General features: G+C 43.8%; 15 protein-coding genes. All 15 read right to left on the reverse strand.

Features of this window, described 5'->3' with window-relative positions:
- Nucleotides 1-7: 7 nt before the first annotated feature.
- Nucleotides 8-1,609, reverse strand: coding sequence for a terminase large subunit (locus ACQRD5_RS05530; protein ID WP_427746568.1), 1,602 nt, complete (start codon nt 1,607-1,609; stop codon nt 8-10).
- A gap of 106 nt (nt 1,610-1,715) precedes the next feature.
- Nucleotides 1,716-1,958: a DUF7678 domain-containing protein gene (locus ACQRD5_RS05535; protein ID WP_042670385.1), complete on the reverse strand. Its 243-nt coding sequence runs from the start codon at nt 1,956-1,958 to the stop codon at nt 1,716-1,718.
- Between the two features lie 13 nt (nt 1,959-1,971).
- Nucleotides 1,972-2,334, reverse strand: coding sequence for a DUF7698 family protein (locus tag ACQRD5_RS05540; protein WP_008978739.1), 363 nt, complete (start codon nt 2,332-2,334; stop codon nt 1,972-1,974).
- Nucleotides 2,335-2,456: 122 nt separating this feature from the next.
- Nucleotides 2,457-2,675, reverse strand: a complete 219-nt coding sequence (locus tag ACQRD5_RS05545) for a DUF4314 domain-containing protein (RefSeq protein ID WP_042670387.1) — start codon at nt 2,673-2,675, stop codon at nt 2,457-2,459.
- Complete coding sequence (locus ACQRD5_RS05550) at nt 2,662-3,096, reverse strand: hypothetical protein (RefSeq protein ID WP_427746569.1); 435 nt, start codon at nt 3,094-3,096, stop codon at nt 2,662-2,664. Before ACQRD5_RS05550 ends, ACQRD5_RS05545 begins: the two co-directional genes overlap by 14 nt.
- A 109-nt stretch (nt 3,097-3,205) precedes the next feature.
- A complete protein-coding gene (locus ACQRD5_RS05555) occupies nt 3,206-4,453 on the reverse strand; it encodes a site-specific DNA-methyltransferase (RefSeq protein ID WP_427746570.1) in 1,248 nt (415 codons plus the stop codon).
- An 11-nt stretch (nt 4,454-4,464) separates the two neighbouring features.
- Nucleotides 4,465-5,247, reverse strand: coding sequence for an S-adenosylmethionine synthetase N-terminal domain-containing protein (locus ACQRD5_RS05560; protein WP_418527035.1), 783 nt, complete (start codon nt 5,245-5,247; stop codon nt 4,465-4,467).
- Between the two features lie 2 nt (nt 5,248-5,249).
- Nucleotides 5,250-5,804, reverse strand: a complete 555-nt coding sequence (locus ACQRD5_RS05565) for a P27 family phage terminase small subunit (RefSeq protein WP_042670393.1) — start codon at nt 5,802-5,804, stop codon at nt 5,250-5,252.
- Between the two features lie 108 nt (nt 5,805-5,912).
- On the reverse strand, nt 5,913-6,275 hold the full coding sequence (locus ACQRD5_RS05570; RefSeq protein ID WP_418527036.1) for an HNH endonuclease: 363 nt from the start codon (nt 6,273-6,275) through the stop codon (nt 5,913-5,915).
- Nucleotides 6,276-6,399: 124 nt separating this feature from the next.
- Nucleotides 6,400-6,819, reverse strand: coding sequence for a DUF1492 domain-containing protein (locus tag ACQRD5_RS05575; protein ID WP_427746571.1), 420 nt, complete (start codon nt 6,817-6,819; stop codon nt 6,400-6,402).
- A gap of 56 nt (nt 6,820-6,875) precedes the next feature.
- Nucleotides 6,876-8,219 (reverse strand): SNF2-related protein, encoded by a 1,344-nt coding sequence (locus ACQRD5_RS05580; RefSeq protein WP_427746572.1) that lies wholly within the window; start codon nt 8,217-8,219, stop codon nt 6,876-6,878.
- A complete protein-coding gene (locus ACQRD5_RS05585; protein WP_427746573.1) occupies nt 8,200-8,481 on the reverse strand; it encodes a VRR-NUC domain-containing protein in 282 nt (93 codons plus the stop codon). Before ACQRD5_RS05585 ends, ACQRD5_RS05580 begins: the two co-directional genes overlap by 20 nt.
- A gap of 139 nt (nt 8,482-8,620) precedes the next feature.
- Nucleotides 8,621-10,894: a phage/plasmid primase, P4 family gene (locus ACQRD5_RS05590; RefSeq protein ID WP_427746574.1), complete on the reverse strand. Its 2,274-nt coding sequence runs from the start codon at nt 10,892-10,894 to the stop codon at nt 8,621-8,623.
- Nucleotides 10,894-11,226 carry a hypothetical protein gene (locus tag ACQRD5_RS05595; protein ID WP_427746575.1) on the reverse strand — a complete coding sequence of 111 codons (333 nt, stop codon included), beginning with the start codon at nt 11,224-11,226 and terminating at the stop codon, nt 10,894-10,896. Before ACQRD5_RS05595 ends, ACQRD5_RS05590 begins: the two co-directional genes overlap by 1 nt.
- Before the next feature lie 4 nt (nt 11,227-11,230).
- Nucleotides 11,231-11,650, reverse strand: a complete 420-nt coding sequence (locus ACQRD5_RS05600; protein ID WP_427746576.1) for a hypothetical protein — start codon at nt 11,648-11,650, stop codon at nt 11,231-11,233.
- Nucleotides 11,651-11,696: the final 46 nt, after the last annotated feature.

The raw sequence follows: 11,696 nt of genomic DNA on the forward strand, positions 1-11,696 counted from the left end.
AGCCTTTCTATATAAACAAAATGCCTCTGTTATCGTAGACAGAAGCACCGGTATCATTTCCACAGCGGATTGCACGGTCAAGGCCCATAATCGTTGCAATGGCACCGTCAATCTTCTCTGTAGATTTCTCTTTATCTGCTTTAATATTTCCAGCCGGGTCAGTGCGGATATAAATGTTATCCATCATCCAGCGCAGTACTGGATGACCACCGTGGGCCAGTTTCTCTTCAAGTGTTAGTTTCATAAGCTCCTTAGTAGGTGGCGACATATCTTTGAAGCCCTGACCAAATGGAACTACAGTGAATCCCATGTTCTCAAGGTTCTGTACCATCTGGACAGCACCCCAACGGTCAAAGGCAATTTCTCTAATATTGAATCGCTCACCAAGTCGCTCTATGAATTTTTCAATGTAACCGTAGTGAACAACGTTACCTTCGGTTGTCTGCAGGAAGCCTTGTCGCTCCCAGACATCATAAGGAACATGGTCTCGTCTGACTCGAAGGTTAAGCGTATCTTCCGGCACCCAGAAGTATGGAAGAATAGCATATTTGTCATCTTCATCTGCAGGTGGAAACACCAATACAAATGCAGTGATATCTGTAGTGGAAGACAAGTCCAGACCACCATAACAAACACGACCTTCAAGGTCATCTTCATTTACACGGAAGGAGCAGTTATCCCATTTTTCCATTGGCATCCATCTGACAGCCTGTTTTACCCATTGGTTAAGACGAAGCTGTCTGAAGGAGTTTTCTTCACCGGGATTTTGCTTTGCGGATTCACAGGCAGCTTTTACTTTATCGATGCCAACAGTGATACCAAGGGAAGGATTTGCTTTCTTCCAGACCTTCGGGTCAGTCCAATCATCTGATTCATCAGCACCATAGATAACGGGATAGAAGGTTGGGTCGATTTTTCTTCCCTCTAATATATCCTTGGCTTTCTGGTGTGTTTCATAACAGATGCTATTGGTATCAGTACCAGCAGTTGTGATAAGGAAGTAGAGCGGCTGCATACGAGCATCGCCGGAACCCTTAGTCATAACATCAAACAGTTTTCTGTTCGGTTGCGTGTGAAGCTCATCAAAAACAACGCCATGAATATTGAAACCATGCTTTGAATAGGCCTCAGCAGAAAGTACTTGATAGAAGCTGTTTGTTGGTTGGTACACGATACGCTTCTGAGAAGCAAGTATCTTTACTCTTTTATTAAGCGCCGGACACATACGCACCATATCTGCAGCAACATCAAATACGATAGTTGCCTGCTGGCGGTCAGCGGCGCAGCCATATACTTCAGCTCGTTCTTCGCCATCACCGCAAGTAAGTAGTAGGGCGACAGCTGCAGCAAGCTCAGATTTTCCCATCTTCTTAGGGATTTCCACATAAGCTGTATTGAATTGTCGATAACCATTCGGCTTTAATGTACCGAAGATATCTCTGATGATTTGTTCTTGCCAATCAATCAGTTCAAAGGGTTTACCTGCCCATGTTCCTTTGGTGTGACACAAGCATTCGATAAAATTCACCGCGTAATCTGCAGCCTCCTCATCGTAGTGGGAATCCTTAGCTTTGAACTTTGTCGGCTTATATTTCTTCAGTTTTCTCAAGTTTTCACCTCCAAAAGGGCATAAAAAATAGCCGCATCATTGCGACCGACATAACGAGATACAGGGCCTTTCGGCTCTGCATCCGGGATTTTATATTTCCGGGTTCTTAGTTGTAATTCTGTAAGAGAATGCAGTAGGCAATCTGTGTTGCTTCATCATCCTCAGCTGGTTCGATGTCCCAGCCTCTGTCGTAGTTGGCTGTAATCTTACCGGCTATCTTAATGGTCAGCTTGGAAATGCGACCGTTATTAATTCCGTACTCGCTTCCTTCTTCAAAAGCTTTTACCCAGTAGTGGGCGATGGTGTACTTATCACCTTTTGGAATTCCGATAGTTCCTTCGTGCCACATCCTTGTCGCCTCCTTACTTTGCAATGCTCATTTTGAATGCAGGAATGCGTTCTTTCTTACCTGTTTTCCAGTCGTCGTAGCGGCTGTTGATTTCTGTAAGTCCGTCAAGGGTGCATCCTTTTTTCTGAAGCTCTGCAATCGTTGTGATAAGGCTTGAGAAGGTTGAGCTGATGGTAAACTCGCTGATTCCAAGGCGCTTGCAGTTTTCAAGGATTGGGTCAATGTCGTAATCCCAGATAACTTCGGCGAAGTTGATGAGGTCGTTGCCTGCATCAATGCTGTAGAAGTATGCTGCACCGAAGGTTGGGTTGATGTCGATGTCCTTGAAGCGTGTTCCGTTTTCTGCTGCTTTGTCTAATAATTCAATTCTTGTCATGGTAGGTTCCTCCTAAATGTGTATTTCCTTTTGGTAGTACTATATATCACTCTAAAAGCACATAATAGCAAGCTAATTAGAGCCATATATGTGACAAATATCAGCCACGAAAAGTGTGTAAATTACAGCTTTTTTACACGGTCAATTCCATACACAACATTGAGCCCAGAACCGTTATCCCAGCTCACCATCAAGCTGCCTGTATCATCAACTCCAAGTACTGTTCCCTGTGTTCCGATTGGTGGGGCCTGTACATCATCCATCTCCAATAGCTCAACACGAGTACCGGCAGGATATTGATTTCTTAATCGTTCAACGATTGCTGCATTAGGGAATCGCATCTTCATGCACCTCCTTTGCAGGTGAACCGTTCCTGAAAGCGGAGCTTCCGGTTAAGTTCTTGAGTAGGATTTTTCTGGTCGCCTTATGTGCATCGCCGATAAATCCAAGACGAAGCAGGAAGCAGCGGAATGCATACTTCTTATTATCTGTAGGTTTCTCAGCAGAATTGATTCGTTTCTGCTTGATGCTCATCTGACAAAGGGCTGCAATGAAAGCAGTGTAGGCTGTGCATTCTTCGGCAGCAGGCATCTCTTTAAACCAAGGAAATGAAATAACATCTTCCTCGATAATGATTGGAAGCTCTGCAATACCAAGAGCCTTTTTGATGAGTGTTCCTTTTGCATCCAGAAGATTGGTAAGGTTGCCAACTGCGACCTTATCCAGTGGAATGGAAATGGTAAGTCCAGTAGTTTCTGACATAATGAAATCCTCCTTTTGATTTGGTAGTACATTAATCACTCTAAAGGCACATAATAGCAAGCTATATATCCAACAAATATGTGCCTTTAGAAAGTGTAGTTTTTGTCTATCAATCAGCGTCGGATTCTTCTTCGATAGCTACCTCATCATAGGAATAAGTAAGGCCATCGCGGATAACAGAAACGCCATCGGAAGTACCTACCTGTTCAATGTAGCGCTTCACGATGACGTCTGCGTATTTTTCATCTAATTCAATTGTGTGGCAGATACGACCGGTCTGTTCGCAGGCGATAAGCGTACTGCCGGAACCACCAAATGGGTCAAGTACGATGCAATTGCTCATGCTGGAATTCATAATCGGATATGCAATTAAAGCAATCGGCTTCATTGTAGGATGGTCTGCATTCTTCTTAGGCTTTTCAAATTCCCAGATAGTTGTTTCTTTTCTGCCGGAGTACCACTGATGTTTGCCGGACTTTTTCCAACCAAACAGACATGGCTCATGCTGCCACTGATATGGAGAACGACCAAGAACAAGAGAAGGTTTCTTCCAAATACAACAGCCGGATAAATAGAAGCCTGCATCAGCGAATGCTTTTCTAAAGTTCAAGCCTTCCGTATCAGCGTGGAAGACGTAAATGGAAGCATCCTCGGCCATAGCCTGTTCCATATTCGTAAAGGCATCCAGCAAGAACTGATAGAAGGAATCATTATCCATGTTATCGTTCTGAATCTTACCGGCAGTGCCTTCGTAGTTAACATTGTACGGAGGGTCGGTTACCACCAGATTTGCCTTCTTGCCAGCCATCAGCATTTCATAGGATTCAGCTTTAGTGCTGTCTCCGCAGTAAAGACGGTGGGAACCAAGACACCAAAGGTCACCGGTCTTGGTGATGGTAGGCTTCTGTAATTCTGCAGCAACATCAAAGTCATCTTCCTTGATATTGTCTTTTGTGGAATCCTTGAATAAATCATCAAGCTCTGCAGGCTCAAAACCTGTAAGGGATACATCAAAGTCAGCACCTTGAAGGTCTGCAATCAATAATGCTAATTTATCGTTATCCCATTCACCACTGATTTTATTCAGTGCGACATTTAATGCTTTTTCATGTTCGACATCAAGTTCAACAACTACGCAGTCAACTTCTGTCATACCCATATCCTGAAGTACTTTTAATCGCTGGTGGCCACCAACCACACAGCCGGTAGTAGCATTCCAGATAACAGGCTCCACATAACCAAACTGCTCAATCGAGCGCTTTAACTTTTCATATTCTGGGTCACCGGGCTTTAAATCCTTACGAGGGTTATAATCCGCAGGAAGAAGCTCTGCGACATTTTTCTTTTCTATCTGCATAAGCGACCTCCTTAAAACAATCCCCATTCAGCGAACTTTTCAAAGCCGCCAACGGATGCAATATATTCTGCTGCCATATCCACGAGTTCTTGATATGGATGTCCATCAATCATGTCATCACCAATGGCACAGGCAATCTGTACCGGCTTGCCAGTTTCCTGAGCCTTTAAAAATGCGTAGATATTAAGCGTGACATCAGCCTTAGATAAGTCTTTGCCATGAAGACCACCACCAGTAACAGAGTCAGCCATATCACTTCCAAGCTTTCTGTTAGTAGCGCCAGTATCAACATCTGTCCCACCAGTCCAATCACCGAGCGGATTGATTTCTGCAGGAGGGTACATATTAGAAAGCTCAGCAGTAGAAGCATTGCTTTGGCAGATGATGAGTCTTGCTTCATCAATAATGTACTTTCCGTCATATGGATAATGTGTGTAAATATCATGCGCAATCACAGATAGAGCTTTCTGTTCCTCTGTAAGAGGCATTCCTTTGAAGATACCATTATCACCACAACGAATACCATCAGACTGGTTATCAGATAAATGCTTATCCTGTGGAACGATATCAATATCGGCCCATACTGCACCGGCGATTCTGTGAATTACAGCTTCAACATCTAATGGATTGATAGCAGCAGTAGTTTCAATTATTACATGACACTTACCATGTCCGATAAGGACTTCAACTGCAATTTTTGGAGCAGCTTCAGTTTTATAAGCTAAGTCAACAATTGCGCCAGCAATTCTATCTGCTATCTTATCCGGATGACTTGGATTCACTTTTTCAATCATAGTTAGTTTCCTTTCCTTGCGCGAAGCAGGCGCTCCATAGCATCATCCATTGGAGTAGCACCGCTGTATTCGGTAGCGCAATTTTCTTTTACAATTTGATAGATTTCCATCCAGAGCCTGTTGGTCTGGCTCATAAAGTTCTGACTCATTGCTACATAAGGTGATTGGATAGCATTACCGGTAGTAGGGTGCTTTGCAAGGAATCCAAAATCAGATATAGCTTCTTCGCATTGAATCCATCTGGCAACACTCATCGCATAGCGTTCAAGTAGCTGGGGAGAAACGAGTGTTGCACACTTACGCTCTGCCAGCCACTCCCATGTTGCAATATAAACTTCTTCAGCCACCAGCGGTTTTCCGTCCTTCTGAGTGGCGGATAACAACTTGGATGGTTTGGGCATTTGCTGACCTTCTAAATCGACCGCTTTATTATCGAAGTCGATGACAGTCAACGTTCTCTTGCCCGGATTGCCCTCAGCAATTTTGTCAGCTAAGGGCTTCTTTTTGGCTCCAGCGCCGATGCGAGCGCCACCACGGTTTGTACCGTCCTTAGCCATAATTCATGCACCTCCTTATATACCCCGTTTGAAACCGCGACTTTGCGCGTGTGACCCCACGCCCGTTCCACGGGAGATTTGCTGTAGAGATTTGACCGGCCCCTAGGGTCATTCTTTGTTGTGCCAGCGGTCACCATGTTCAGCATGAATCCTTGCATGACACGCTTTGCAAAGGGCTTTCAAGTTCTCTCTGTCGTGTGTTCCACCTTGGGATAGAGGCTTCATGTGATGTATCTCCTCGGTTGGCGTGTACACACCTTTCTCAAGGCAGACTTCACAAAGCGGATGGGCAGCAGCGTAGCTATCTCTAATACGCTTCCAAGCTCTGCCATACCTTCTCTTGGTAGCAGGGTCACGTTCGTATCGTTCGTAGCGCTTGGCCTCAACCTTGGCATGTTCTTCACAGAAGCGACCGTCAGTAAGGTTGGGACAGCCGGGATAAGAACAGGGTCTCTTTGGTCGTCTTGGCAAACAAAACACCTCCTTGTAGGCATAAGAAAAGCCCTGTGGGTCGGGTGTGACCTACAAGGCTTCCTGTGATTTTCTTTTTTGCTATTGTAATATTATCATAAGAGAAGACTCTCATTCTATCACATTAGCTCTCATCCTTTTCTGGAACGACGATTTCCTTTAAAGCTGCGCTATGCATACGATGGACATGCTGCATAGAGTAGTTCATATCAACAGCAATCTGCTCCCAAGTGATAAAGCAAAGATATCGCTTTTCAAGAAGGGTCTGGTATTCCACATTAGGAACAGCCTTGATAACTTCCATGATTTCTTTCTTGAGATTTACAAGCTTTTCGATATCAGCTTTTAGCTCATCTTCCAAATCTAATATCTTTATAATGCAGTCTTCCAAACGAGAACCACCACGATTTGGATTACGAGGCATATCAGAAAAGGTAGTGGTGCATCTGGTAGCTAAGTCATTTAAGGAAGCTATCTGCTGTGTCTTTGAAGTAATACGCTCATCAAGATAACGAGCCTGTAATAAATATTCTTTTGCGTTCATGCAATACCTCCGGAATTTAAGATTTCCCTTGGATTGGCATTGATTTTCTTAGATTGTCATAGGTTGGCTTTTACTGCATCAATAAGTGCATTCTGCGATACTTCCTTTAAGGATAAGGCCTTCAAAATTCTTTCGTCGATGGTGCCTTTGGTAATGATATGTTCAATAACCACGGTACCGGAAGATTGTCCTTGTCTCCATAAACGGGCGTTGGTTTGCTGATATAATTCCAGCGACCATGTCAACCCGAACCAGATAAGTGTGGAACCGCCAGCTTGAAGATTCAAACCATGACCTGCAGAAGCTGGATGTATGACCGCTACAGGAATATCGCCATTATTCCAATCGATGATATCTTTGCTGGTCTTGATTTCTCTGACATCAAAGCGTTTCTTGATACGCTGTAAATCATGCTTGAACCAGTAGGCCACCAGAAGAGGTTTACCATTTGCGGATTCGATAATATCCTCTAAGGCATCGAGCTTTCTATCATGGAATTCCACAATATTGCCTTCATCATCATAAATGGCACCATTAGCAAGCTGTGATAACTTTCCGGTAAGAGAAGCAGCGTTAGCAGCAGTGATTTCTCCTTCAGGAAGCTCTAATATGAAGTCAGCTTTTAGTTCTTCATAGCGCTGTTCTTCATCTTCGGATAACTGAACCTCATATTGAGAAGTAATCAACTCAGGCATCTGCAGATGGTCGGTAGATTTCATAGAAATCGTGATATCCGATATTTTTCTGTAGATGGCATCTTCCGCATAAGGCATCGGTTTGTAAGAGTAGATGATTTCACCATTTCTCTTATCTGGAATGAAGTAGTTGTTTCGATAGTGGGTGATGAAGCGACCAAGGCGCTCTCCAAAATCCAGAAGCTTAAATTCTGCCCATAAATCCATCAAGCCATTAGAGCTTGGTGTACCAGTCAAACCGATGATGCGTTTTACCTTTGGTCGAACCTTCATCAAGGACTGGAATCTTTTTGATTTATGATTTTTGAAAGAAGAGAGCTCGTCAATAATCACCATATCGTAATTGAACTCATATCCGCTGCTATCAATCAACCATCCCAGATTTTCTCTATTGATAATTGTGATATCAGCGCCTGCCATCAAAGCCGCTTTTCTTTCCTTAACAGTTCCAACTGCCACAGCATAAGTCAGATGTTTAAGGTGCTGCCATTTTGATATTTCTGCTGGCCATGTATCACGGGCCACTCGAAGTGGTGCGACCACCAAGATACGATGTGCTTCAAAACTGTCGAATAACAGGTCTGCGATGGCAGTCAGGGAAATCACTGTCTTACCAAGACCCATATCGAGGAGTACTGCAGCTACGGGATGATTCTCAATGTAATCAATGGCATAGGATTGATAATTATGTGGAGAGAAGTTCATGCATCATACCTCCAATCCCATCAATGCTATCTATCACATAGACCTTAAAGCCAAGTGAACGAAGCATTCTGTGTCTTGCTCTTTGAAGAGGGCGAGGGCTGGCTCCGGGAGCCTTAAGCTCCACAAAAGCAAACACCCCATCAGGCAGTAATACAAGGCGGTCGGGCATTCCTGCGAAACTAGGAGACACGAACTTTGGTGCAATACCACCAGCCTTTTCAACCTCGGTTTTTAACTTGTTTTCTATATTTTTTTCTAACATTGTCATCCTCCCATCAGGGTTTAATTTCTTAATGTGCAAGGTGTATCAATGGTATTTACTGAACTTTTTTATATATAATTTTTTATAAGCTATAGAAAAGTTTATACAGAGACATTAATACACCTTGTCATAATAGCCATTAGTCTAAGAATTCCTCGTCAAAATCGTCCTCGGTTCTGATACGAAGGCCCTTAAAATAACGTTTTCTATTCTGAGTGATACGCTCATAGCCTGCATTCTCCAAAGCAAAGTAGAAGTCGGCGGTACTTCGCACGTACTCGTTGGTATCCATGCAGTAATTTCGGTAGGCCTGATAAAGAGCAGAAGAGCTTTCTTTATACTCGCTGCCCACGTCGCACTTATCTTCAAGGAAGTGAGAGAACCAGTCATTCTGGCTACGGTATTCATTGATGGCATCCTGTACACAAGCAGGAACCGGAATCTGATAATCAAGTTCGATGACCTTCTTGGCACCTTCGATAACCCATGCAAGTATTGCTTCACCAGCGTTGTCATAAAGGTACTCGCTGTAATTCTTGATGTCGCTGCTGCCGGTAATCTTGGCATTGAATGGAATGACGATAAGACGTCTCCAGATACCATCATCGGATGCGGATACACGAGGTAAGTGATTTGTGTAAAGTACCAGCGTGTGACAAGGCTTGAACGAGAAGGGGTCTTTATACTTCTTTTCTGCAAATACATCATCAGTAGAACAGAGCTGCTTGACGGTGGAGTCGTTCAGTCTAGCACCTTCCTGCATTTCTGCAGCAATAAGAAGTCTTTTCCCTTTAACCTCAGCCATCTCAGGTTTAATGTTTCTGCGGCATCCAACCGTTAAGGTGTCTGCAGAGATGTTACCGGAATAAAGTCCAAGTACACGAGAGATGGCATTCCAGAAGGTAGACTTACCATTACGACCATCACCATAGGCAATGATGAGTGCTTCTACATATACTTTGCCGATAGCAGCAAGACCACAAATCATCTGAACGTAATCAATAAGCTCCTGATTGTGCTGGAAGATAAGATTCAAGCTATCCAACCATATAGGCATACCTTTTTGGCTTGGAGATACCGATGTGATTTTGGTAATAAAGTCTTCAGCAGAATGTTCACGTGCTCCGGCGATACCTTTTCTAAGGTCGTAAGTAGCTTCCGGTGTACAAAGGGCGAAGCAATCTGCATCTAAGTCTCTTGGTGAAATCTCAAGCATCGGATGCGATTCCTTTAAGGTCGAAGTGACATTCTTAGAATCACGACGTTTAATGGCAAAGTTCAAATATGCCTTGGCTGCAAGATACTCCTGATATACCTGCAGCTGTTCTTCGTTCATAAGCTGTTCAGCCTTGGACTTAGATGTGCTATCAAGTATGTTCTGAGCACCACAGTTTTTCATTTTGTCGAGTGCTTCCATCAAATCATTGTTAGCTTCCTTCATCTGACGACGAGTAAGCTCATGTGCAACAGCTTGTGCACCCGGTTCGCTTTCCTGCCAGTAGTGGTCAGAGTAACGAATAAAGTGAGTGGCTGGAGAGTAGCGAAGTTCGTTTGAGAAGTATTTTGCTAAAACCTCAGCCTGACCAACATCGGAATAATCCTCCGGTTTATAACAAGAAGGGTCGTTATATACTTCTGGTGCAACATAGCCATCCTGCTGAGCTACACGAGCAAAGAATCTCTGTGCGCTGTGCCAGATGGTAGCAAGTTCACCGTTATCCAGCGGCGGCACACATTTAGCTGCTTCTTCAAGGAAGGTCTGATATGCTTTATCGCTATCACCGTATTTCTTAATGACACGACCGGCGAATCTGGACATGGTTGCATTACGACTTCCTTCAGGAATGACCGAGCCATCATACTGACCATCTTCCATATCCTCATCGAATAAATCTTCATCCAGAAACTCTGTTAAATTCATACGTCCCGGATACAAAGCTACATCAGCGGCAGCAGTTCCAAAGAAGAAACGAGCTGCATCCAGCGCCTGTGTATCAAAGTAAGGAAATATGGAATTTACAAGCTTCTTCACATCGCTATAAAGCATAGCGTCGGATACATAGTCGATTGGAAATAATACATGGAACTTTGGTCTGGCAGGCTTACCATTCTTTTCTTTGTTATTAAAGCGGCTGAAGTGGACTGCGAATGTTACACCCGGAAACGCCTGCATGACATCTTCAGGAGTGACCCAATCGTCAGGATTTTCAGAGTGGTCGTTATCGCAATCCACAGGAAGGCAATCGCTGCCGATAAAGTTATCTCCATTACGATAGTTATTCTTATATTCAGCACATACATAATCATGGCTGATTGCTGCTTTAAGACTGGCTTCATCTAAGACAACGGTCTTATGAGGGTAGGAACAGTTACCCGGATTGCCAGTAACATCTGCGCTATAGATAGTAAACATTAGTCGTATACCTCCTCTGCAGAATCTTCCAGTACCTTAGTGATGAACTTCAAAGCGCGAATCATGGTTTCAAGCTCACAGTCGCCACCAAGCATAACCTCAAAACCTTCTGTATCGCCGAAGCGGTCACGCATAACACGAACATCAATATCAGTACAACCTTCATCCTTGATGCGGAAGTAGGTACGGCCACCATGACCTGTATCGCCTCCCATATAACCGGTAGAGCCTGCTTCAACTTCTAAAATGTTGCAGCTGTAGATATCACGTGTGTAAGTAGTAATTTCTGTTCCATCTTTTAATCTGCGTCTGTTTTCTCTAATTTCATACATAGTCTTAAACCTCCTGACATTCTTCTGTGAAATAACGCAAGCGGTAGTTCTTCCACTTGGCACGGTTGATTTCTGCTTTCATTCCTTCTGAGATGCGACTGCCGAATACCCAGACTTCAGAGCATTTACTCATTAGGGCGTTTCCGAAGAACAAACCAAGCTCACGTTCTTTTGGATTTTCATCATCAAGGAATTGTGGAAAAAGCAAATGTGGAGCTATCGGAATATATCCGACATCCACAGCGAAACGACTGTATCGTCTTGCAGCAGCTATGTTTGCTTCAATGTCACCAGCGTAGGGTGAGCAGATATAAACGATAGGCCTGAAAGCACGAAGGGCATGTTCTTCCTGTTTAATAATCTCCAATGCACCGTGTGCTGTTGGGTCAGGATAACCTTCGCTATTGTATTTACTGATGCTCATACCAGAGTCCTCCTTTCCGGCAGACATAAAAAGAGCGTCCACCTCT

Origin of the sequence: Clostridium sp. SGI.024 (assembly GCF_050315195.1) — a bacterium.
Classification (GTDB): Bacteria; Bacillota; Clostridia; order Clostridiales; family Clostridiaceae; genus Clostridium.

Bases quoted from the DNA above. Each gene is read 5' to 3' on its own strand.
- ACQRD5_RS05535 (WP_042670385.1), bottom strand. From the start codon at position 1,958: ATGTGGCACGAAGGAACTATCGGAATTCCAAAAGGTGATAAGTACACC.
- ACQRD5_RS05540 (WP_008978739.1), bottom strand. From the start codon at position 2,334: ATGACAAGAATTGAATTATTAGACAAAGCAGCAGAAAACGGAACACGC.
- ACQRD5_RS05545 (WP_042670387.1), bottom strand. From the start codon at position 2,675: ATGCGATTCCCTAATGCAGCAATCGTTGAACGATTAAGAAATCAATAT.
- ACQRD5_RS05550 (WP_427746569.1), bottom strand. From the start codon at position 3,096: ATGTCAGAAACTACTGGACTTACCATTTCCATTCCACTGGATAAGGTC.
- ACQRD5_RS05555 (WP_427746570.1), bottom strand. From the start codon at position 4,453: ATGCAGATAGAAAAGAAAAATGTCGCAGAGCTTCTTCCTGCGGATTAT.
- ACQRD5_RS05560 (WP_418527035.1), bottom strand. From the start codon at position 5,247: ATGATTGAAAAAGTGAATCCAAGTCATCCGGATAAGATAGCAGATAGA.
- ACQRD5_RS05565 (WP_042670393.1), bottom strand. From the start codon at position 5,804: ATGGCTAAGGACGGTACAAACCGTGGTGGCGCTCGCATCGGCGCTGGA.
- ACQRD5_RS05575 (WP_427746571.1), bottom strand. From the start codon at position 6,819: ATGAACGCAAAAGAATATTTATTACAGGCTCGTTATCTTGATGAGCGT.
- ACQRD5_RS05580 (WP_427746572.1), bottom strand. From the start codon at position 8,219: ATGAACTTCTCTCCACATAATTATCAATCCTATGCCATTGATTACATT.
- ACQRD5_RS05585 (WP_427746573.1), bottom strand. From the start codon at position 8,481: ATGTTAGAAAAAAATATAGAAAACAAGTTAAAAACCGAGGTTGAAAAG.
- ACQRD5_RS05590 (WP_427746574.1), bottom strand. From the start codon at position 10,894: ATGTTTACTATCTATAGCGCAGATGTTACTGGCAATCCGGGTAACTGT.
- ACQRD5_RS05595 (WP_427746575.1), bottom strand. From the start codon at position 11,226: ATGTATGAAATTAGAGAAAACAGACGCAGATTAAAAGATGGAACAGAA.
- ACQRD5_RS05600 (WP_427746576.1), bottom strand. From the start codon at position 11,650: ATGAGCATCAGTAAATACAATAGCGAAGGTTATCCTGACCCAACAGCA.